This is a genomic window from Paenibacillus sp. S25, from assembly GCF_019454085.1.
In the GTDB taxonomy this organism is placed as follows: Bacteria; Bacillota; Bacilli; order Paenibacillales; family Paenibacillaceae; genus Paenibacillus; species Paenibacillus polymyxa_B.
In genome coordinates this window covers 5106687-5131772 of record NZ_CP073683.1, presented here as the reverse complement: position 1 = coordinate 5131772, position 25086 = coordinate 5106687, and the positions used below count along the sequence as shown (strand labels likewise).

Annotated in this window: 8 protein-coding genes; 5 read left to right on the top strand and 3 right to left on the bottom strand. The window is 53.1% G+C overall.

Annotation, left to right across the window (positions count from 1 at the left end):
• The first annotated feature begins 80 nt into the window (after nt 1–80).
• The 4 genes from KAI37_RS26825 to KAI37_RS22490 all read left to right on the top strand — a co-directional run bounded on the left by KAI37_RS26825 (nt 81) and on the right by KAI37_RS22490 (nt 20001).
• Nucleotides 81–11291 carry a non-ribosomal peptide synthetase gene (locus tag KAI37_RS26825; RefSeq protein ID WP_481856563.1) on the top strand — a complete coding sequence of 3737 codons (11211 nt, stop codon included), beginning with the start codon at nt 81–83 and terminating at the stop codon, nt 11289–11291.
• 1 nt (nt 11292) lies between these two features.
• Nucleotides 11293–18897, top strand: coding sequence for an amino acid adenylation domain-containing protein (locus KAI37_RS26820; RefSeq protein WP_481856562.1), 7605 nt, complete (start codon nt 11293–11295; stop codon nt 18895–18897).
• A gap of 484 nt (nt 18898–19381) precedes the next feature.
• A complete protein-coding gene (locus KAI37_RS22495; protein ID WP_220030258.1) occupies nt 19382–19702 on the top strand; it encodes a hypothetical protein in 321 nt (106 codons plus the stop codon).
• A 101-nt stretch (nt 19703–19803) separates the two neighbouring features.
• Nucleotides 19804–20001 carry a hypothetical protein gene (locus tag KAI37_RS22490; protein ID WP_158659126.1) on the top strand — a complete coding sequence of 66 codons (198 nt, stop codon included), beginning with the start codon at nt 19804–19806 and terminating at the stop codon, nt 19999–20001.
• Between the two features lie 864 nt (nt 20002–20865).
• On the opposite strand, the gene KAI37_RS22485 is transcribed toward KAI37_RS22490, so the two are convergent.
• On the bottom strand, nt 20866–21438 hold the full coding sequence (locus KAI37_RS22485; protein WP_220030255.1) for a DinB family protein: 573 nt from the start codon (nt 21436–21438) through the stop codon (nt 20866–20868).
• A 772-nt stretch (nt 21439–22210) separates the two neighbouring features.
• A complete protein-coding gene (locus KAI37_RS22480) occupies nt 22211–22765 on the bottom strand; it encodes a GNAT family N-acetyltransferase (RefSeq protein WP_076294792.1) in 555 nt (184 codons plus the stop codon).
• A 692-nt stretch (nt 22766–23457) separates the two neighbouring features.
• Between KAI37_RS22480 and KAI37_RS22475 the strand changes: the two genes are divergently transcribed.
• Nucleotides 23458–23700: a dihydrofolate reductase family protein gene (locus KAI37_RS22475; protein ID WP_143756843.1), complete on the top strand. Its 243-nt coding sequence runs from the start codon at nt 23458–23460 to the stop codon at nt 23698–23700.
• Between the two features lie 406 nt (nt 23701–24106).
• On the opposite strand, the gene bglS is transcribed toward KAI37_RS22475, so the two are convergent.
• Nucleotides 24107–24820, bottom strand: coding sequence for a beta-glucanase (gene bglS, locus KAI37_RS22470; protein WP_071643153.1), 714 nt, complete (start codon nt 24818–24820; stop codon nt 24107–24109).
• Between the last annotated feature and the right edge of the window lie 266 nt (nt 24821–25086).

Sequence of the window (25086 nt, the reverse complement as noted above, 5' to 3'; positions counted from 1 at the left end):
CGGTTCTTCTAAGAGTGACTAAGTGACATCTAGGTACAAAGCCTATCTATAAAAAATCTCTAAACCGGGAGTGTGTCGATGTGAGAGAGAATACCAACGAGCAATATGGATTAACGCAAGCCCAGCGCCGAATATGGTTCATGGAAATTATGAATCCGGGAACGTCCATCACGATGCTTTCCGCGACCTACCAAATTACGGGTGAGATCGACACACAGCTTCTGGAGCAAGCGGCGGCAGAGATCGTCAAAACCTATGACGCTTTCCGAATCCACATTAGCGGGGATTTGCAAAATCCAACGCAGTGGTTCGAAGAGCCAGAGAATGTCCAAGCTAGGATAAGCCGCCTCGAAATAGGCACAACCGAACAATTCTATGCTTGGGTGAAAGAAGTAAGCGAAAAACCAGCCAGTGTGTTCGACGAACACCTCTACCAATTTACGATTATCCATTTTGCGAACGGCCAAGTATGGCTCAATTTGACGGTAAATCATATTATCGCCGACGGCTTGTCCGTCAATGCTTTGCTGCATGCGGTGATGGAAAAATACCTGGAACTGCGCAAAGGCATCTCCAGCAGTTACCAGGCCCCTTCCTATCTGGATTATATTTCCGCGGAGCGTGAATATGAGCAATCCCAGCGTTATCAAAAGGGCAAGGAATACTGGCTGACGAAGTACAACACTTTGCCTGAAACGACCGGCATTAAATCGTATCCGCAATTCTCGATCGGCAGCGAATCCAATAAACTGGCCATCACTTTGGACGGTTCCCGGTATGAAAGCATTCTGGCCTTCAGCGAACAATATCAGGTCAGCTTATATACGTTATTTCTGTCCGCCATGTACGCCTTATTGTACAAGCTGACCGACAGCACCGATGTTCCGGTCGGCACGGTTTTCGCCAATCGCACCAGCAAGAAAGAAAAAGAAACGATCGGCATGTTCGTCAGCACCGTGGCTACGCGGACTCGTCTGAATCCAGACAGACACGTGCTTTCCTTGATCCAAACGGTTTCCAAGGAAAATACGGCGGATTTGCGGTATCAGAAATACCCTTATAACCAATTGATCCAGGATTTACGCGAACAACACGGCCGCAACGATCTTTCGGGGCTGTTCCGCACGTCTCTGGAATATCTGCCTTTGAAAATCGTGGAGTACGAAGAAATCAAGGTACGTCTGGAGGCTCACTTTGCTAGGCACGAGATGGACGATTTGCTGCTGCGCTTCGACCATATGCTGAATGAAGGCCATGTAATTCTCCATGCTTCCTATCGTACCGGCCTGTTCGAGACAGCCGAGATTGATCGGATTATGGAACAGTATGTAACCGTTCTGGACCAGTTTCTTCAGAATCCTGAACTGCCGGTACGCGATATTTCTTTGCTGAGCGATGAGGAGAGACACCGCATTCTCAACGTTTTTAACCCGCCGGTGGCAGGGCTGAGCGAGGGAGAAGCGTTTCATCGGTATGTTGAAAAGTTTGCCCGGGAAATTCCGGATCATCCGGCAGTCGTCTATATGGACAAACAGCTGACCTACGGCGAATTGAACGAACGCGCCGAGCGGCTGGCTTCTCTCCTTCGCGAACAGGGCGTGGGAAGGGAGACGATTACGGGGATCTGGGCGGAGCGTTCGGTGGAACTGCTGATCGGGGTGCTCGCCGTTTGGAAAGCCGGCGGAGCCTATGTACCGCTGGACCCCGATTATCCGGCGGAGCGGATTGAGTACATGCTCAGCGATAGCGATGCATCGGTGCTGCTTACGCAGCGTCATCTGTTGGAGCGGGCCGGAGGTTGGTTGGCCGATGACCGGCTGAAGCTTCAAGCTGTCTACGCCATGGACGATGAACAGATTTATAACGGGGATGCCTCAGCCGTGGAATTTGAATCTGTCGGTAGCGCCCCGCAAGACTTGGCTTATGTGATTTACACCTCGGGTACGACGGGACGCCCGAAAGGCGTCATGATCGAGCACGGTAGTCTCGTGAATACGGCGGATGCGTACCGTCGCGAGTACCGGTTGGATCAGTTTCCGGTGCGGCTGCTGCAACTGGCCAGCTTCTCGTTTGACGTGTTCGTCGGAGACATCGCGCGGACGCTGTATAACGGAGGCACGATGGTGATTGTGCCGAAGGATGACCGGCTTGATCCGAACCTCTTATACGGCTGGATTCGGGACCAAAACATTACGGTATTCGAATCGACGCCTGCACTCATCCTGCCGTTCATGCAGCATATTTATGAGGAAGGGCTGGACGTTAGCTCCATGCAGTTGCTGATTACCAGTTCGGATGCATGCAGTGTCACCGATTACCGATTGTTGCAGGAAAGATTCGGCGGACAATTCCGCATCATCAACAGCTATGGCGTTACCGAAGCGGCCATTGACAGCAGCTTTTACGATGAGCCGCTGGATAAGCTGCCGTCGTCGGGTCATGTACCGATCGGCAAAGCTTGGCTGAACGCCCGGTTTTACATTGTCGATGCCGCGTTAAAGCCGGTTCCTGTAGGGGTTCCGGGCGAGCTTGTCATCGGCGGCGCCGGGGTGGCGCGCGGGTACTGGAACCGTCCGGACCTAACCGCTGAGAAGTTCGTGGACAGCCCGTTTGTGCCGGGCGAACGTCTGTATCGGACAGGCGATTTGGCCCGCTGGCTGGAAGACGGCAACGTCGACTTCATCGGCCGGATCGACTATCAGGTGAAAATTCGCGGGTTCCGTATCGAACTGGGCGAAATTGAAACGGCCCTGCTGCGTTTCCCAGGCGTCAAGCAGGCTGTGGTGACCGACCGTACGGATGAGCAGGGGCAAAAGTATTTGTGCGGCTACGTGGCGGCGGATGCTTCCTTGCAGTTGAGCGATCTGCTGTCCCAATTGAAGCAAGAGTTGCCGGCCCACATGGTCCCGGCCCGGCTGGTGTCTCTTGATAAGCTTCCGCTCACGCCGAACGGCAAAATTGACCGTAAAGCGCTGCCTGAACCGACCGGAGAGGTAGAAGCAGGCCGTGAGTATGTGGCTCCTCGCACAACGCTGGAAACAAGACTTGCTCTCATTTGGCAGCAGGTGCTGGGTATTGCGCAAGTTGGAGTCCAAGACGATTTCTTTGACTTGGGTGGTCATTCCTTGCGGGCCTCCACGCTGGTTTCCAAGATTCGGAAAGAGCTGCAAGTCGAGGTTCCGCTGCGGGAAGTTTTCCGCTACACCACGATCGAACAGCTGGCCCAAAGAATCGGCGGTTTAAGGCAGCAGGAGACGCATGAGATTACAAAGGCGGCTGAGGCCGAGTACTATCCGGTTTCATCCGAGCAAAAGCGTCTGTACGTCCTGCGCCAGCTTGACGGGGCCGAGCGCAGCTACAATATGTCGGCGGCGCTTCTTCTCGAAGGCAAGCTGGACCGCACGCGCGTCGAGCACGCGTTCCGGGCGCTGATTCAGCGCCATGAGACGCTGCGTACCGGGATCGAGCAGGTTCAAGGGGAGCTTGTCCAGCGCATCTATGACGAGGTGGAGTTTGCTGTAGATTATTTCCAAGCGAGCGAGCGGGAAGTAGAGCAAGTGGTGGAAGCTTACTATCACCCGTTTGATCTGACCAAGCCGCCACTTCTCCGCATCGGTCTGATCGAAGTCGCCGAGGATCGCCACATTCTGCTGTTCGATATGCACCATATCGTCTCGGACGGCATTTCGACAGCGCTGCTCTTCGACGAGTTCAGCCGCCTGTATCGGGGCGAGGAGCTGGCCCCGCTGCGCATTCAATACAAAGATTATGCCGTTTGGCAGCATTCCGAAGCTTACGGGCAGATGCTCCAGCCGCAGAAGGAGTATTGGCTGGAACAGCTGTCGGGCGAGCTGCCGGTCTTGGAGCTACCGACGGACTTCCCGCGGCCTGCGGTGCAAAGCTTTGACGGCCGAACCGTGAAGTTTTATATCGAGAAAGATCGGACGGAGAAGCTGAAAGAGCTGGCGGTACGGACAGGGACGACCCTGTACATGGTGCTGCTGTCGGCTTACACCATCCTTATGCATAAATATTCGGGTCAGGAAGATCTGATCGTAGGAACGCCGATTGCCGGAAGAACGCAGGAAGAAGTGCAGCCGATCGTAGGGATGTTTATCAACACGCTGGCCATTCGCAGCCGTCCGGAGCGTTCCAAGACGTACCTTTCGTACCTGGAAGAAATCAAGGACATCACGCTCGGGGCCTTCGAACACCAAAATTATTTGTTCGAAGACTTGGTGGAAAGTCTTCACATTCCGCGCGCGACCGGCCGGAATCCGCTCTTTGATACGTTCTTCGCCCTGCAAAATACGGAGAACGAGCAAATTGTTATCGAGGGGCTGGAGCAATCGTTTTATCCGCTGGAAAACCGAACAACCAAGTTCGAGCTGCTCCTGGACATTTCGGAGCTGGACGGTCAGCTCGAATGCCGGTTGGATTACGCTACGGCTTTGTATAAACAGGAGACCGCGGAGCGGTTCGCCAGACATTATGACAAGCTGCTCGAAACCATCGCAGCAGCGCCGGACGGGGATATTGCCTCGCTGGAAATGCTCACGGAGGAGGAAATTCGCGAGCTGGTGCGCGGTTTCAACGATTCGGAGGCGGACTACCCGCGGCAGCAGACGATTCACGGCTTGTTCGAAGAGCAGGCGGAGCTTTACCCGGACAACGTGGCCGCCGTCATGAACGAGCGGCAGTTGACCTACCGCGAGCTGAACGAGCGATCCAACCGCCTTGCGCGGAAGCTGCGGGAGACGGGAGTAGAAGCGGACCAGCTGGTAGCGATTCTGGCTGAACGCTCGCTCGATATGGTCGTCGGCATCCTGGCGATTCTCAAAGCGGGCGGAGCATACGTGCCTGTCGATCCCGACTACCCGGAGGAGCGCATTCGCTTCATGATCGAGGATTCGGGCGCGCCGTTATTGCTGATTCAAAAGCAACTGCACGAGAAGACCGACTTCGCAGGAACACGCCTCGAATTGGACGATTTCGTTTGGGGCGACAGAGGGGGGGACGCCGCTGATACGCTGGACGCTGCGAACCTGGAGCCGATTTCCGGGCCGGGCAACCTGGCATATGTCATCTACACGTCGGGAACGACCGGCAGACCGAAAGGAACGCTGATCGAGCATAAGAACGTCGTGCGTCTCCTGTTCAACGACAAGAACCTATTCGACTTCGGGCCGTCCGACACGTGGACGCTGTTCCACTCGTTCTGCTTCGATTTCTCCGTCTGGGAAATGTACGGAGCGCTGCTGAACGGAGGCAAGCTGGTCATCGTACCGCCGCTCACGGCGAAAAATCCAGCTGATTTCCTGGCGCTGCTGGGCCGCGAACAGGTCACGATTTTGAACCAGACGCCAACATACTTCTACCAGCTGCTGCGTGAGGTCTTGGCGGACCATCCGTACGATCTGCGGATTCGCAACGTCATCTTCGGGGGCGAAGCGCTGAGTCCGCTGCTGCTCAAGGGCTTCAAGACGAAGTACCCGGAGACGAAGCTGATCAATATGTACGGCATTACGGAGACGACGGTTCACGTTACGTATAAGGAAATCACGTGGGTGGAAATGGAGGCGGCGAAGAGCAATATCGGCAAGCCGATCCCGACGCTGAGCGTATATGTCCTGGATGAAAACCGTCGCCCTGTGCCGATCGGCGTAGCGGGCGAAATGTACGTGGCCGGGGAAGGCCTTGCGAGAGGATACCTGAACCGCCCGGATCTGACGGCGGAGAAGTTCGTCGATTCCCCGTTTGCGGAGGGGGAAAAGCTGTACCGCTCGGGCGACTTGGCGGCTTGGCTGCCGGACGGGAACATCGAATACCTGGGCCGGATCGACCACCAGGTCAAAATCCGCGGGTACCGAATCGAGCTGGACGAAATCGAGACGCAGCTTCTGAACGTCGAGGGCGTGGAAGAAGCGGTGGTGCTCGCCCGTCAGGACGGCGGGGGGGAGAAGGCGCTTGTCGCCTACTTTGTGGCGGACCGGACACTGACGGTCAGCGAAATAAGAACCTCGCTGGCCCAGGAAATTCCGGGGTACATGATCCCGTCGTACTTCGTGCAGCTGGAGCGCATGCCGCTGACGACCAACGGCAAAGTGGACCGCAAAGCGCTGCCGGAGCCGCAAGGCGGCATACAAACGGGCGTCGAATACGTAGCGCCGCGTAACCGGACGGAGTCCCAGCTTGTGAAGATCTGGGAGGAAGTGCTGGGCTACTCCGGCAGCATTGGAGTCCTGGACAATTTCTTCGAGCTCGGTGGTCACTCCTTGCGGGCGACGAACCTTGTCAGCAAGATTCAGAAGGAAATGAACGTCGAACTTCCGCTGCGTGATGTGTTCCGCTATATGACGGTAGAGTCGATGGCCGGGGCTATTGGCAGCTTGGAAGAAACGCGGCACAGCTCGATTCCGAAAGCGGAAGAGAAAGCGTACTATCCGGTTTCCTCTGCACAAAAAAGGCTGTACGTCCTGCACCAAATGGATAGCTCGGAGCTGAATTACAACCTCCCAAGCGCCTTGCAATTGGGAGGGGCTTTGAACGAGACCAAAGTGGAAAAGGCGCTGACTACTTTGGTGGCCCGGCACGATATGCTGCGCACCGGTTTTGAAATCGTGAATGGGGAGCCGGTTCAGCGTATTCATCCGCTCGCAGCTTTCAAGGTCGAGAAGCTTCAAGCAAGCGAAGATCAGGTTGCAGCCATTCTTGAAGGCTTTATTCAGCCTTTTGACTTGACCCAGCCGCCTTTGCTGCGAGCCCTGCTGATCGAACTGGAGAAAGAGAAATTCCTGCTCGCGCTGGATATTCATCATATTGGTTCCGACGGCCTTTCCATGGACGTGCTGCTGCGCGAATTCGTGCGGCTATACAATGGGGAAGAATTGCCGGAGCTGCGGATTCAATACAAGGATTACGCCGTTTGGCAGCAATCCGAGGAGCAGCGCCAGCGCATCAAACGGCAGGAGGAATATTGGCGCGGGGTATTCAGCTCCGAGCTTCCGGTGCTTGAGCTGCCTCTCGACTTCTCCCGCCCGGCTGTCCAGCAGTTTGATGGTCAAACGCTCACGTTTACGCTGGATGCGGAGAAAAGCGAAGCTCTCAAACGGCTTGCCGGCGATTCGGGGACGACGCTGTACATGCTTCTGCTGGCTGCGTACTCCGTATTGCTTCATAAATACGCGGGACAGGAAGATATAGTGGTCGGCACTCCGATTGCCGCCCGTTCTCACGCCGACTTGCAGCCGATTATCGGCATGTTCGTCAATACGCTGGCCCTTCGCTTGGGTCCGGCGGCGGAGCGGACGTTCCTGGATTACTTGCAGGAAGTGAAGGAAACGACGCTTGGAGCCTACGAGCACCAGGACTATCCGTTCGAGGAGCTGGTGGAAGCTATTCAGGTGAGCCGGGATTTAAGCCGGAATCCTCTGTTTGACACCATGTTTTCTTTGCAAAAGCACGAAAGCTTGGATTTAACTCTGGAAGGCTTGCAATGGTCGCCATTCGACATCGAGGAAAAGACGGCAAAGTTTGATCTTAGCTTTGATATCGTGGAAGCCGATAACGAGCTGGTTTGCAAGATCGAGTACGCTACCTCGTTGTTTAGACAGGAAACGATGGTACGGCTGGCGGGTCATTACGAGCAGCTTTTGGCGTCGATCCTGGCTCAGCCGGGTGCGCGGATTTCGGATTTGGATATCTTGACGGACAGCGAAAAGCATGATTTGCTGGTCGGGTTTGACGTGTCGTCTTCGGCTCTGGCGAAGCAACCCGCCGCAGAGGGTACAGGTTTGGAAGCGGATGAGTCGTGGAGAGAGAGAACGATCCACGAGCTGTTCGAGGAGCAGGCAGAGCGAACGCCGGAGCAGGTGGCCGTCGTCTATGAGGACAGCCGCCTGACTTACCGGGAGCTGAACGAGCGGGCCAACCGGCTGGCGCGATCCTTGCGTGTCTCTGGCGTGCAGGCCGATCAGCCGATCGCGATCATGGCCGAGCGCTCGCTGGAGATGATCGTCGGCATCTATGCGATCTTGAAGGCCGGGGGCGCCTACGTGCCGATCGACCCGCAATTCCCGCAGGAGCGCATCCGCTACATGCTCGAAGATTCGGGCGCTAGGCTGCTGCTGATTCAGAGCCATTTGAGGGAAAACGCGTCATTTGCCGGGACTGAGCCGCTTGGCGGTCTATCGCTCGTCGATCTGAACGATCCATTCGCGTATGACGAAGACGGCTCGAACCTGGAGCCGGCGAGCGGACCGGAGCACTTGGCCTACGTCATTTACACATCGGGCTCGACTGGCAAGCCCAAGGGCGTCATGGTGGAGCACCGTCCGGTGATCAACCGGCTGCTGTGGATGCAGAATGCTTACCCGATCGACTCCAGGGATACGATTCTGCAAAAGACGGCGATCACCTTCGACGTTTCCGTGTGGGAACTGTTTTGGTGGGCTTGGACGGGGGCCAAAGTTTGCTTGCTGCCGCCGGGCGGAGAGAAGAATCCCGAGACGATTCTGGACACGATCGAACGGCAAGCCGTCACCACGATGCACTTCGTGCCGTCGATGCTGCACGCCTTCCTCGAATATGTCGAGCGTCAGCCGAGCGAAGATCTGGGGAACAAGCTGTCTTCGCTGAAACGGGTGTTTGCAAGCGGGGAAGCGCTGGCGACGTCGCATGTGAGCCGATTCTGGCAGTGGATTGCGTCATCCGTGAATCAAGCGCAGCTGATCAACCTTTATGGGCCTACGGAAGCGACGGTCGATGTCTCGTACTACGATTGCGGACCGGAAGAGACGCATGTATCGGTGCCGATCGGCAAGCCGATCTCGAACATCCGGCTGCATATTGTCAAGGAAGGGACGACAGCGCTGCAGCCGATCGGCGTGCCGGGCGAGCTGTGCATCGCGGGCGAAGGCCTGGCTAGAGGCTACTTGAACCGTCCCGAGCTGACCGTGGAGAAATTCGTAGAGTGTCCGTTTACGCCGGGCGGGCGGATGTACCGGACGGGCGATCTGGCCAGATGGCTGCCGGACGGCAACATCGAGTATATGGGCCGGATCGACCATCAGGTGAAAATCCGCGGGTACCGGATCGAGCTCGGCGAGGTGGAGGCGCAGGTCCTGAAAGTGGCGTCCGTCCAAGAGGCGGTTGTCATCGCCAGAGAGGACGAAGCCGGTCAGAAGCACCTCTGCGCGTACTTCGTGGCGGACAAGCCGCTTGCGGCGAGCGAGCTGCGAAGCGCGCTGGCGGAGGATCTGCCCACGTACATGATTCCGTCCTACTTCGTGCAGCTGGAGCGGATGCCCCTCACACACAGCGGGAAGCTCGACCGTAAGGCGCTGCCCGCACCGGAAAGCAGTGTGCTCGTGGGAACGGAATATGTGGCGCCCCGGACGCCGGCGGAGCAGACGTTGGTTGCGGTGTGGCAAAAGGTGCTGGGAACGGGTCGTCCGATCGGCGTGATGGACAATTTCTTCGAGCTCGGCGGGGATTCGATTAAATCGATCCAGGTGTCGTCCAGGCTATATCAGGCCGGGTACAAGCTGGAAATCAAGCATTTGTTCAAATATCCGACCGTAGCGGAATTAAGCCCGTATCTCCAGCCGGTCTTAAGACGCGCCGATCAGGGGGCAGCTACGGGAGAGACGCGGCTGACGCCGATTCAGCGCTGGTTCTTCGAGCAGTCGCTCGCCGAGCCGCACCACTTTAACCAGGCGGTGATGCTGTACCGGGAGGAAGGCTACGACGAAGCGGCGCTTCGTCAGGCCGTGCGGAAGCTGGCCGAGCATCACGATGCGCTGCGCCTCGTCTTCCGCCGGACCGAGAGCGGGTATGCGGCATGGAACCGGGGCATCGTGGAAAGCGACGGCGAGCTCTACAGCCTGGAAGTGACCTATTTCCGCGGAATGATGGACTGCGCGCAGGCGATCGAAGCCAAGGCGAACGAGCTTCAGCGCAGCATTGACCTGCAGGCAGGGCCTTTGCTGAAGCTCGGCTTGTTCCGCTGTGCGGATGGAGATCATCTGCTGATCGCGATCCACCACTTGGTCGTAGACGGCGTATCCTGGCGGATTCTGCTTGAGGATTTTGCTGCTGGCTATGAGCAGGCGCTGCGAGGGCAGCCGATCCGTCTGCCGCTCAAAACGGATTCATTCCAAATGTGGGCGAAACAGCTCGCAGATTATGCGAACGGTCCAGCGTTGGAAAGCGAGAGAGAGTATTGGCAGCATATCGAGCAATTGACCTATGAGCCGCTTCCGAAAGATTTTGAACAAGGCAGATCCAAGCTGAAGGACAGCGGGCTCGTGACCGTTCGCTGGACGGCGGAGGAAACCGAACAGCTGCTGAAGCAGGCACACCGTGCTTACCATACGGAAATGAACGATTTGCTGCTTGCCGCGCTTGGCCTCGCGGTACAAGCTTGGAGCGGCCGGGAACGCGTGCTGGTGAATCTCGAAGGCCACGGCCGGGAAGAACTTTTGCCGGATGTGGACATTACGCGCACGGTAGGCTGGTTTACAAGCCAATTCCCTGTCGTTCTGGAGCCGGGTCACGCCCAGGCGCTCGGTCACCAGGTGAAACAGGTTAAAGAAAGCTTGCGCCGCATTCCGAACAAAGGAATCGGCTACGGCATCCTGCGTTATTTGTCGGCGCCGCGTGACGGCGAGCGCTTCGCTTTGGAGCCGGAGATCAGCTTTAACTATTTGGGTCAGTTCGACCAGGATTACGAAAGCAGCGGCTCGAGGCCGTCTCCGTTCAGCCCGGGCTCCGATTCAAGCCCGAATGCAGTGATGGATTATGTCCTCGATATCAACGGTATGGTGTCGAAAGGAGTGCAGGAACTCACGATCCGTTATGGGGGAACCCAGTATAAACGGGAAACGGTAGAACGCCTGGGCACCCTGCTTCATTCGAGCTTGCGTGATATCATCAGCCATTGCATATCGAAAGAGCGGCCGGAGCTTACGCCTAGCGACGTACTGCTTCAAGATGTGACGTTGGAGGAACTGGAGCGGTTGGCCGAACATACGGCGGCGCTCGGCGAACTGGAGAATGTATACACCCTGACTCCGCTGCAAAAAGGGATGTTGTTCCACAGCCTGCTGGATGCCGATTCGGAAGCTTACTTCGAACAGGTGACCTTCGATCTGCACGGAAGCCTGAATGTCGAAGCCTTCACCCAAGGATTGGATACGCTGGTGCAGCGGAATGAGGCGCTGCGGACCAACTTTATTACCGGCTGGAGAGACGAGCCGATTCAAGTGGTTATTCCGCGAGCGGAAGTGTGAAGTGTACTTCGAAGATATTCGCTTGGTAAGCGATGAAGACCCGGAGAAGACGATAGCCGATTTCGTCAGCGCGGATAAAGCGAACAAGTTCGATTTGGTCCGAGGCTCTCTTATGCGCGTGACCGTCTTGCGCACGGGCGACGAGTCCTACCATGTGATCTGGAGTCACCATCACATTTTGATGGACGGCTGGTGCATGTCCTTCATGATCAAGGAAGTGTTCGACACCTACTTCGCGTTCCAGGAGAAGCGGACGCTGGAGCTTCCTCCGGTTACCTCGTACTCCCGGTATATCGAATGGCTGGAAGCTCAAGATGCCGCGAAAGCTTCGCGTTACTGGTCCGAGTATTTGGCGGGTTACGATCAGCAGACCAAGCTGCCTTGGGAGAAAACAGGGCTGAAGCAGGGCGCTTTTGAAGCAGCTGAGATCGATGTGGAACTCAGCAAGGAACTGACCGGGCAAATCGAGCGGGTGGCGCGCCAGCATCAGGTGACGCTTAATACATTCATGCAGACCGTATGGGGACTGGTTCTGCAGGTATACAACAACAGCGAAGATGTCGTATTTGGCTCCGTCGTATCCGGGCGTCCAGCGGAGATTCCCGGTATCGAAAGCATGATCGGCCTGTTTATTAATACGATCCCCGTCCGTATTCAAGGCAAAGCCGAGGAGACGGTAGCCGCTATCTTGAGAAAAACCCAGGATCAAGCGCTGGCATCGAGAGCTTACGAAACGTTCCCGCTGTTCGAAATTCAGTCGCTGAGTGAGCAAAAGCGTGACTTGATCAACCACATCATGGTGTTTGAAAATTATCCGATGGAAGAACAAATTGAGCAGGTCGTCGGAGGAGACAAAGAAGCGCTGAAAATCGCTAATATCCAGTCGCCGGAGCAAACGAACTACAACTTGGACATTACTGTCATTCCGGAAGAGCATATTTTGCTGCGGTTTACGTACAATGCGCTGACGTTCAGAGAGGATGACATCAGGCAGCTCTACAGTCATTTTACCTGGGCACTGGAGCAGGTTGCAGCTAACCCGAACTTGCGCGTGAATCAGTTGGAGCTTTTGACGGCGGCGGAAAAAGAGCAAATTCTTGGCGCGTTTAACCCGGCGCAGCCGGAAGCGGCTCCTGCGGTCGCATTCCACCGGCTGTTCGAGGAACAGGCGGAGCGCACACCGGAAGAGGCGGCCGTCGTGTACGAGAACGACCGGCTGACGTATGCGGAGCTGAACGAGCGGGCGAATCGCTTGGCGGCTACATTGCGCGCAAGTGGCATCGGCCGGGAGTCAATTGTCGGTATTCTCGCCGAGCGTTCGGTGGACTTGCTGGTGGCCGTGCTGGCCGTCTGGAAAGCGGGCGGGGCGTATGTGCCGCTTGACCCGGATTATCCGGCAGACCGCGTGCGGTTCATGCTCGAAGACAGCGGAGCGAAGGTGCTGCTGACGCAAACGCCGCTGCGAGAGCGCGCCGAAGCCTGGCTCGGCGAAGAGGAGCTGGCGCTGGCGGCGGTGCTGTACCTGGACGACGAAGCGTCGTACAGCGAGGAGCGGGCGAATGCGTCGGTTGTCTCCGGCATTGTCTCCGGCAAGCTGACGGATGCTGTGGACGATGGCGATAAGAGCCATCAGAATGTTGGCACCGACAGCTTCCATGAAGCCCGTCCGGAGGATCTGGCGTACGTGATCTATACGTCGGGAACGACGGGCAAGCCGAAGGGCGTGATGATCGAGCACCGCAGCCTAGTGAACACGGCGGCGGGCTACCGGCGGGAATACCGGTTGGATCAGTTCCCGGTGCGGCTGCTGCAGCTCGCAAGCTTCTCGTTCGACGTGTTCGTGGGAGATATCGCCCGGACGCTGTACAACGGAGGCACGATGGTGATTGTGCCAAAGGACGACCGGATCGATCCGTCTCGTCTGCACCACTGGATGGAGCGGGAGCGGGTCACCCTCTTCGAATCGACGCCGGCGCTGATCGTGCCGTTCCTAGATTACGTGCACGAGCAGCAACTGGATATGAGCTGGATGGAGCTGTTGATCACGAGCTCGGACAGCTGCAGCGTGGCGGATTACCGGACCTTGCAGGAACGCTTCGGCACGTTGTTCCGGATCATCAACGCATACGGCGTGACGGAAGCGGCGATCGACTCCAGCTTCTACGACGAGGAGCTGGCGAAGCTGCCGCAGACAGGAAATGTGCCGATCGGCAAAGCGTGGCTGAATGCGAAATTCTACATCGTGGACGCGCATCTGAACCCGGTGCCGGTCGGGGTGCTGGGCGAGCTGGTCATCGGCGGAGTCGGAGTGGCGCGCGGGTACTTGAACCGTCCGGAGCTGACGGAAGAGAAATTCGTAGACAGCCCGTTCGCCGCTGGGGAGCGGCTGTACCGGACGGGCGACCTGGCGCGCTGGATGCCGGACGGCAACGTGGACTTCATCGGCCGGATCGACAACCAGGTGAAAATTCGCGGCTATCGGATTGAGACAGGCGAAGTTGAAGCGAAGCTGCTGAGTGTAGGTGACGTGAAGGAAGCGGTCGTCGTCGTCAGGGAAGATCAAGAAGGTCAGAAAGCTTTGTGCGCTTATTATACAGCGGAAGAAGGCTTGACGGCGGCGGACCTGAAGCGGGCGATTGCCAGCGAGCTACCGGGGTACATGATCCCGTCGTACTTCGTGGAGCTGGAGTGCCTGCCTCTGACGCCGAACGGAAAGATCGACCGGAAGGCGTTGCCGGCACCGGAAGGCGGAGGCCGCGAATACGTGGCGCCGCGCACCGAACTTGAGGCGAAGCTGGCCGCCATTTGGCAGGATGTTCTTGTTCGGGAGAAGGCGGTAGGCGTAACGGACAACTTCTTCGACCTCGGCGGACACTCCCTGCGGGCGACGACGCTTGTCAGCAAAATGCATAAGGAGCTAGGCGTTGAATTCCCGCTTCGCGACGTATTCCGCTACTCGACGGTTGAGGAAATGGCCGCGGCTATGGAGCTGCTGGAGATCGGCTCGTTCACGGCTATTCCGGCTGCGGAACCTAGCGAGTATTATCCGCTCTCTTCCGCTCAGAAACGTCTCTATATCTTGAACCAGCTGGAAGGAGCCGAGCTGAGCTACAACATACCGGGAGCTATGCTGCTCGAAGGGGAGCTCGACCGGCAGCGGTTTGAAGAAGCGTTCCGCGGGCTCGTAGCTCGTCATGAAACGCTGCGTACCGGCTTTGAGATGGTAAAAGGCGAAGCGGTTCAGCGGATTTACGAAGAAGCCGCCTTCCAGGTGGAATATGTGCAGATCAGCGGGGAGCAGGCGGAAGAAACGGTGCGCCAATTCGTTCGTCCGTTTGATCTAGCGAAGCCGCCACTTCTGCGGGTAGGCCTTGCCGAACTGGCGCCGGACCGGCACATTCTAATGTTCGATACGCATCATATCGTATCTGACGGCGTTTCGATTGACGTACTGATCGAAGAGTTCGTCCGCTTGTACAGCGGGGAGCCGTTGGAGCCGCTCCGCATTCAGTACAAAGATTATGCGGTATGGCAGCAATCGGACGAGCAGAAAGCTCAGCTTGCCAAGCAGGAAGCCTACTGGCTCGACATGTTCCGCGGAGAGCTGCCGGTTTTGGAATTGCCGGCGGACTATCCGCGCCCGGCTATGCAGAGCTACGAGGGCCGCACGCTGCAATTGTTTATGCATAGCGAGAAAAGCGAGGGTCTGAAACGGCTTGCAGCCGAGAACGGGGCAACGCTTTACATGGTTCTGCTTGCTGGTTATACAATATTATTGCATAAATATACGGGGCAAGAAGACGTGGTGGTCGGTACGCCGATTGCGGGAAGAAATCACAGCGACGTTCAGCCGCTGATCGGGATGTTCGTCAATACCCTGGCCATCCGCAGTTATCCGGCAGCCGGTAAGACGTTCCTTGACTACTTGAAGGAAATCAAGGAGACGACGCTGGGCGCTTTTGAACATCAGAATTATCCGTTTGAGGAACTGGTGGATAAGGTGAACGTGGCTCGCGATTTAAGCCGCAATCCGCTGTTCGATACGATGTTTGCTTTGCAGAATACAGAGAATTTGGAAATCCAGCTTCCCGGACTCCATTTGTCGACGTATGCCAGCGAAGAAATTGTTTCTAAATTCGATCTCAGCTTGGACGTCACGGAGATCGAGGAAGGCTTGGAATATCTGTTTGAATACGCCACTGCTCTTTATAAAACCGAAACGGTGGAGAAATTGGCCGCTCACTACTTGCAGCTGCTTGAATCCATTCTCCGCAACCCGTCGGCGACTATTGCCGAGCTGGGCATTTTGACACCGACGGAAAAAGAGCAAATTCTCGGCGCGTTTAACCCGGCGCAGCCGGGAGCGGCTCCTGCGGCCGCGTTCCACCGGCTGTTCGAGGAACAGGCGGAGCGCACGCCGGAAGAGGCGGCCGTCGTGTACGAGAACGACCGGCTGACGTATGCGGAGCTGAACGAGCGGGCGAACCGCTTGGCGGCCACGCTGCGCGCAAGCGGCATCGGCCGGGAGACGATCGTCGGCATTCTCGCCGAGCGTTCGGTGGACTTGCTGGTGGCCGTGCTGGCCGTCTGGAAAGCGGGCGGGGCGTATGTGCCGCTCGACCCGGATTATCCGGCGGACCGCGTGCGGTTCATGCTCGAAGACAGCGGAGCGAAGGTACTGCTGACGCAAACGCCGCTGCGAGAGCGTGCTGAAGCCTGGCTCGACGAAGAGGAGCTGGCGCTGGCGGCGGTGCTGTACCTGGACGACGAAGCGTCGTACAGCGAGGAGCGGGCGAATGCGTCGGTTGTCTCCGGCATTGTCTCCGGCAAGCTGACGGATGCTGTGGACGATGGCGATAAGAGCCATCAGAATGTTGGCACCGACAGCTTCCATGAAGCCCGTCCGGAGGATCTGGCGTACGTGATCTATACGTCGGGAACGACGGGCAAGCCGAAGGGCGTGATGATCGAGCACCGCAGCCTAGTGAACACGGCGGCGGGCTACCGGCGGGAATACCGGTTGGATCAGTTCCCGGTGCGGCTGCTGCAGCTCGCAAGCTTCTCGTTCGACGTGTTCGTGGGAGATATCGCCCGGACGCTGTACAACGGAGGCACGATGGTGATTGTGCCAAAGGACGACCGGATCGATCCGTCTCGTCTGCACCACTGGATGGAGCGGGAGCGGGTCACCCTCTTCGAATCGACGCCGGCGCTGATCGTGCCGTTCCTAGATTACGTGCACGAGCAGCAACTGGATATGAGCTGGATGGAGCTGTTGATCACGAGCTCGGACAGCTGCAGCGTGGCGGATTACCGGACCTTGCAGGAACGCTTCGGCACGTTGTTCCGGATCATCAACGCATACGGCGTGACGGAAGCGGCGATCGATTCAAGTTTCTACGACGAGCCGCTGACGAAGCTGCCGCAGACAGGCCATGTGCCGATCGGCAAAGCGTGGCTGAATGCGAAATTCTACATCGTGGACGCGCATCTGAACCCGGTGCCGGTCGGGGTGCTGGGCGAGCTGGTTATCGGCGGAGTCGGGGTGGCGCGCGGGTACTTGAACCGTCCGGAGCTGACAGAAGAGAAGTTCGTAGACAGCCCGTTCGCCGCGGGCGAGCGGCTGTATCGCACGGGAGACTTGGCGCGGTGGATGGAGGACGGGAACGTGGACTTCATCGGCCGGATCGACAACCAGGCGAAAATCCGGGGGTACCGGATTGAGACGGGCGAAGTCGAAGCGAAGCTGCTGAGTGTAGGTGGCGTGAAGGAAGCAGTCGTCGTCGTCAGGGAAGATCAAGAAGGTCAGAAAGCTTTGTGCGCTTATTATACAGCGGAAGAAGGCTTGACGGCGGCGGACCTGAAGCGGGCGATTGCCAGCGAGCTGCCGGGATACATGATCCCGTCGTACTTCGTCGAGCTGGAGCGCCTGCCTCTGACGCCGAACGGGAAAATCGACCGGAAGGCGCTGCCGGCGCCGGAAGGGGGAGCAAGCGCAGGCCGCGAATACGTGGCGCCGCGCACCGAACTGGAGGCGAAACTGGTCGCCATCTGGCAGAACGTGCTCGGGCCGGTCACGATTGGCGTGACGGACAACTTCTTCGACCTCGGCGGGCACTCCCTGCGGGCGACGACGCTGGTCAGCAAGGTGCACAAGGAACTGAGCGTGAACCTGCCGCTACGTGATGTGTTCCAGCACTCGACCATCGAAGCGATGGCCGAAGCGATCAGCCAATTGGAGCGGCAGGAACACCTCTCCATTCCGGTTCTGGATAAGAGGGATTACTATCCGCTTTCCTCCGTGCAAAGACGGCTGTACATCCAGCAGCAGATGGAAGGCGCCGAGCTGAGCTACAACATGTCCGGCATGACGGTTCTCGTCGGGCGTTTGGAACGGAATCAATTCGAGGCGGCGCTCAAAGGATTGATAGCTCGTCACGAAATTTTGCGAACCAGCTTCGAAATGGTCGACGGCGAACCGGTACAATGGATTTATCCGGACTTGAAGTTTGCCGTCGAGTATACGAAAGCGACGGAAAGTGAAACGAAGAGCATCGTAGACGGCTTTGTGCGCGTCTTTGATTTGGAGCGGCCGCCGCTGCTGCGTGTGGGCTTAGTCGAATGGGAAACGGAACGGCATCTGCTCATGCTGGACATTCATCATATCGTCACGGATGGCATGTCGATGGGCATCTTCGTCGAAGAGCTGCTGCGCCTGTATAACGGCGAGACTCTGGAACCGCTTCGGATTCAATACAAGGAATTCGCCGCTTGGCAGCAGTCCGAACCTGTAAAAGAGCGGCTGAAACGTCAGGAAGCCTACTGGCTGGACGTGCTGGAAGGCGAACTGCCGACGCTTGAACTGCCTACGGACTTTGTCAGACCTGCTGCTCGCAGCTTTGAGGGAGATGTGCTGCCTTTTAGCATCGACAAGCAGAAGACCGACAGCTTGCAGCGCATCGCCGATGAGAACGGTGCCACCCTTTATATGGTGTTATTGGCGGCCTATTCAATCCTGCTCAGCAAGTACTCGGGACAAGAAGACTTCATTGTAGGCACGCCGGTTTCGGGCCGCACACATGCCGACCTGGAGCCGCTCATCGGAATGTTTGTCAACACTTTGGCGATTCGCCATTATCCGTCCGGGGAGAAGACGTTCCTCGCTTACTTGAACGAAGTCAAAGAAACGATGCTGGGGGCCTACGACCACCAGGATTATCCGTTCGAGGAGCTTGTGAAAAAGCTGCAGGCGCCGCGAGATCAAAGCCGCAATCCTGTATTCGATGTCATGTTTGCTCTGGAAACCAAGGAAGATAACGTTCAAAGCTTCGGGGATATCAAGATCGAATCTTATCCGGAAACTCATACGGTTTCCCAATTTGATCTTACCTTGGTCATTTCGTTGCTGGATGAGGGAATGAACGGACAGTTTGAATATGCCACCAAGTTGTTTACGCGCAATCTGATCGACAATTTCGCTCAGGACCTGTTCGTGATCATCACTCAAATTTGCGAACAGCCTTCGGTGCTGTTGAAGGATATTTCCCTGAACGGGCAATCCGAACAGGAGCAAGATGTGCTAGAGGCCATTGATATTATTTTCTAATCCCTTACCCGGCTTGGGTGTATGCCGTATTTCTCTCGGTATGCATCCTGCCGGGTGTTTTTTTTCAAATGAAAGGGAAAAATCCACCACAGGAATCTGACGTCAAGTGCCGCTGAGTAACGATTTCAATTTATTGAAAAATCGACAAAACACAACAGAAATTGTAGTTTACCTTGGGTATACTAAGAATCAAACCATTTAAACAGAGATAATTCCACCATAAAATCCGAATATCCGAAAAACGAAAAGAAGTAATTCCCGATCGTTGCAGACGAGTTTAATCTTTTGACTATGACACCAGAAGAACAACAAAAGGCACATGAAGACTACAGGAAAAAATACAGATATCTAAAACGTGCGCCGCGGCTACTCGTTTACTACTACCTCATAGGGGAAAAGTTCCGAAATACAATGGCCGAAATAGGCTGCAGGAAGTGCTGAGAGAGATAGCCGACGACGTTCTGAGTAAGGAATTTCAACAGGAATGCTAGGCTTGGAATCGATCTCACCGGCACAATTATGCCGCAAGCATAATCAGGTGGATCAGGACCTGCTCCAGCAGGTTTTCGAGCGGCTGGCTATGCAGATTTTGTCTAGGCATGGCTGTTCGATAGCAGACCGCAAAGCACTCCGGATTATCGACTCTACCACCGTTGCTCTTTGCTTGCGGAGGTACAAGTGGGCCGACTTTCGCAAGACCAAGGCTGGTATAAAGCTTCACCTCCGCCTTGCTTTTGCAGATGCTCATGAGGTCCTGCCAGAGAAGGCAACCATTACGACAGCCAAGAAAAATGACCGGACATAGATGGATGACCTTATCGAAGATGCCGGAATCACCTATGTGTTGACCTCGGTTACGTGGACTACAAAGCATACGATCGTTATTGCTCGGACGGGATATACTTCGTGACTCGCTTGAAGGAGAACGCGGTGATCGAACCGCTCCAATCGCTTGAAATTCCAGAGGACAGCAAGGTCACCATGGATGAATGGGTGCTGGTAGATTCCACGCAAAAGCGGATGAAGCACAAGCTTCGCATGATGGAAACAACCGATTCACAGGGCAATTTTTCTAGGGTATCAAGAGATAAAAAGGAAGCGTGAAGCTCTTGGAGAAGACTTTTGGTATTATGCCGAAACGTTTTTTCAGTATTAGAGTCAGGAGGCTGGAATAGTAATCTACCTTCCGTAAGTTCACTATTTAAAGAATTAAGTAAAATCAAGCTATCATTCGAACAAAAAAAGAGAATTAATAAACTAGCTAGAGATATAATGGCTTCATTGAAAGAAGTGAATAATGAATTAGTATATTGAGGAAATGGTTATGAAAATTATATTATCGTAATAGTACAAGTTTCCAACTTTCTTTTTATGGTAATTTGTGGTGGTTTCAGACTTTTTATTTTTCGTGTTTATCACGTGCTCTGGCAAACGCAGTAAAATCAACAAAATTGGTTCACGCTTTTTTATCGCCTGACACTAATTGTTCAGAAACACATTAATGTTGGTAACTACGATTTAGTGTTGGTAACTCAAGATTATTAAAAACACGGCTGCTTTGGTTTAAATAATAGAGAGCGATATTATGGTAAAGAAATATTAGAAAAGTTAAAGACAGGAGAACATATTTATAAGGATTTAACGTACATATTTTTGAAATTTTATTAAAAAAATACAAAACACAAATATTGGATTTTGGTACACAACTTTATTTTTCGAAGAAAGTGTCATAATTAGTGAGGAAATTTACAGATTGAACGAGAAAAATTATCATAATTGATGTTCGAAGAAAATAAAATTTGTAGACTGGGGTTGCTGATTTTACGCGATTGTCCATTTCAAAGGTCGTCAGCTTTTGAGAAATATGTTTTAGACTGATCCGACAAATGCAACAGCGGCAGATAAGGACGCGAAAATAAAATCCTAGACTGGCCGCTGTTGTGGCCAACATTCAACTATCGTGTCCTGTTAGCCTAATAACTCTGCAGTTTGTAAGAAAGAGTCCAGCCGCTCCTTTTGAAGAAGATGATGACGGTAATGCATCTCCACCATCGTGAACCATTCGACCGCGTTTAACGCGCCGAAGGCTACGGCCGGATGAGTCGCCTTTCGCTGTAGCCGCTCTGGGTCTATGTTCTGCAGCGACGCCCCAATCTCATGCATGCGGCGCCTTGCTTCCTCTAGCTTGGCGACAAGCTGCTCCTTGCTCTCTGGCTGAGGAGGCGTATATTGCAAGTCGGCCGGTACCTGAATGCGAACCGGTGGGAAGCTCCCTTGCTCAAACACGCCATGGCCGGCCTCCGTCTTCCCGCCGCCCTCCTCGCTGCCGCCACCGAGCGCCATGCACTGCTCCGCAAGACTGAGCTGCAAGTTCAGCGTGGAATGGGGCAGATGTAGGTACATTTGCCCAAGCGACCATTCGTTCTCGCTTGGCTTGCGACACAGTTCCGCCAGACTATACTTGTCCAGCTCCCGAACATAATGCTTCGAAATCTCGTCGAACCTTACCAAAATATCCTTAATCCCTATGTTCTTGTTCATCAAGATCATCTCCTCGAATACTGAATTACTCTCATCATATGAGAGGATTCAAGAAAAAAGCATATTCGTAGTTTATATCTTTAATACTTTATTTTCCAGTATAAGACTATATTTTCTAATTACACCGGCCGCCGTCGCTAGCGCGCCGATCGCAAAGCTGGACTTCATTCCGGAAGAGCTGGGGAGCGCAACTGCAGCCACGCATGCGGGCCACGCGTCGCCAGTCTATAACTTTATTATCTCAGTCTAGTTCTTTATTGTTTAGTCTAAAACATTATTATTCGCTAACAATTGACAATGAAGAAGTAGTACAACTTCTTATTAATTGTATAAATACGCACTTTTAGAGTTGCGTATATTCTCATAAAATTTGAAAAATTAGGGTGGACCGAATAACTTCGAGTCAATGAGTTCTCACTAATTATGGAAATGATCGTTGAATTATCATATATTCAGCTTGTTGTTTTCTCATTAATTATGACACCTCACAATGTTTGTGTGGTGTTGTTGTCTACAGACAATAAAGTTGTGTTCTAACTTATAGCAACTTGTGAGTGACTGGTAGCTTGCGGAAACAACCTGTGAAGCCGTGTAAGGACGAAGATCGATTAAGGTCAGCAGATTGCAAAGCCGTTTTGGGATAGCTAAACCAGACCCTATATCGAAACTTAAAACCAAACGGCGACTTTTCCCTGGAATCCACTGGAGAGAAGTCGCCGTATTTGTTATGGAACGTTTCTTAGTTTTAAAAATGAGATTAACCTATTGTTCTTTATTTCTGATTAGCACGTTGTGAGAGCCATTCTTTTTTCAGTAATGCATATTGATACGTATTCTCGTATTTCGGCGTGCCGTCTTCATATTTAACAAATGAAACGAATTCCATGAAGCAGCCTTCCTGGCGAAAGCCCAGTTTATCACACAGCTTCTGGGAACGGAAGTTATCGTCCTCGACATAGGCGTACAGTCTTCTTATTTCCTGTTGCGTAAAAAGATATTCTATGAAGGCGTTGGCGCTCTCACTTGCGTACCCTTTCCCTTCAAATCTGGCATTAAAATTCCATCCAATACCATACGTATCCGAATCTCGTTCTTCCTTCATACCAAACAGCTCACCGATCAGTTCGTTGCTGTCTTTCAGGCAGACCGCGATATGGGAGTCGTCACTGCTTCTTTTTTCGACCTCCGCTGTAGCTTCCTCCAACGTCGAAATCTGGTTATCCATAAAGCAGTTAACTCTTGGATTAGCTGTATACTCCAACAATCCGGCAGCGTCAGTTGCGGCAAAATTCCGCAGGATCAATCGGTTGGTTTCAAGTGTTTGCATGGATATACCTCCAGTTGTTATTTAAATAGATGGCTTCGTTCATTCTGTATGATCCTTTTATTCTATCAGAAACCGCTTTTCAATCGTAAACAACTGTCAGCGGACAATAAAGTTGTATACTAAATATTAATAAAACATAGTATAAGAATTACTTTTAGTAAGTCAAAAGCCTATGACACTTGTTCATCGGCTTTTGTTAAAATCAGGGGACGACTGCTTTGGTTTAAATAGATAGCGGTATTATGGTAAGGAAATATTAGGAAAGTTAAAGACAGGAGAACATATTGATAAGGATTAATTTGGAGAGACCCTATATTACTTGTCACATGCTAACATCACTAGATGGCAAAATTGTTGGAGATTTTTTAGAAGAGAATTTTAACGGCATATTTTACCAAAAAATACAAGGGAATTCATGATCGTTACGAATGCCAAGCATGGATTTGCGGCAGGATTACCATGGAGAAACACTTCACTTTTGGAAAAAAAATAAATTTAGATCAAGACAATACTCCGACGATCCCTAGAACAGATTACGTAGCGAATCCCAATGCTAAAACCTATGCAGTTGCAGTAGATCTTTTTGAGAAATTAGATGGACAAAAAACATCATTTCTAATGATGATGATCGATTCGGTCATCATATTATAGAAGTACTTTCCGAACAAGCATCGGATGCTTATTTAGCTCATTTGAAAAAGCTGGGTATATCTTATATTTTTGAAGGAAAAGAAAGTTTGAATTTCACTGTTGAAGGTTTAATTGATGAGATTAGTTTAGTTTTAGTCCCGATAGTAGATGGTGCTTCTAACTCTTTGACGCTATTTGAAACGAGTGCTCATCTTCAAAAAACTAAGCCAGTAAATTTCTTTTTGAAGAGTGTAGAAAAACTGGACGATGGTGGGCTATGGATGAAGTATGTAATAAATCCTTAAATAGGACTTGAGGCCATCAACTGCCCTCTTATTTGCTATGCTCAAGTTGGAGTGGAAGCCCTGATAGGCTGCCATTATTCTTCGTCCTGTCGTAGGTAACTGCCCGAAGGAGCGACGTGTTGTAGCGCAAGAATAATATCGATTACGCTAACGGGAGACGTTAGCTCAATAAAATAGCGACAGTCTAGGACTTTATTTTCTCGTCCTTGGCTGTCGCTATTATAACCCCTTGTTTTTCAAAAATGCCGACTTCATGGTAACCCATTTTTCGATACAGCATCTGACCGTTTTCAAACTAAAAGGCATGAGCCCGGTACAATACCGAGCTCATGCCCAACTGGTTGCATAAAAATATTTGTCTAACTTTAAGGGGGCACTTCATACAGGGCTGCTTTTGTACTACAGGCTAATTGCTCGTGTATTTTACCCAATCATATTCGGCGTATAGCGGATTCGCTCCATTATACGAACCTAGCCAGTCGTCAACGCCAGTGCCATTCCATAAATTCATCATAATCTTGCCTGGCGTGCTTGGTATGTTCGTGGTTGCCGTATGCTTTAGAACCCCGTCAACATACCACTTAATGTACCCTGGCTGCCAATCGAAAGCATAGGTGTGGAAGCCTCTTGATGCATCAAAGCCCAGATCAACAATCTTCTCGTGACCACCGACCCCGTTTGTATAATAGTTGAATTGCACTTTTGTTGTGTCTTTGCCTAAAAATTCAATATCTATTTCATCCCATTGCGTGCCATCAGTAGGTCCCGTATACGTAAAAAAGGAAGATACGATCCCTGTGTTTTTAGCAGGCTTCATGCTGACCTCGTATAAGCCGTATCTGTAAGTGTTCGTCGATCGATACTCTCCGCAGTCAAATTTATTGTACGCAGAACTCGTTAAGCCAAGCTTCATTTTGCCATCGTTTGTAAAATTGACATTATTGGCACGCCAAGTGCAATTAAACATGTTCCCATTGGAATATCCATCCGCTTTTTGCCATGCACCAGAATTGAAACCATTAAGTGGTTCCCAAAAAACATTCCCCGCATAAACGCTTACCGAAACAAACAGAGAGAGAATTCCAGTTGCCAGTAGAGTAAACCAAGATTTCTTTTTCATTTTACACCTCCATAAAAGATTGACCAAACATGAAAGCAATGGCTGACAATGATACATTATTTCGAGTATTGACCAGCTTACCGGGAAAAATATAAAACGCTTCCATATTTGGTATCTTCATTGTAGTTTGAAATTGAGTCGTCCACAATAGAAAACTTAACGCTTGAGGCATAATTTTAAAAAACCTAAATTTTATCAAGTTGTGGTTTAAAAATGCTCCGCTGGATCGCTACTCACCCCGATAACTAGAGCCCCTACGTCAGGGA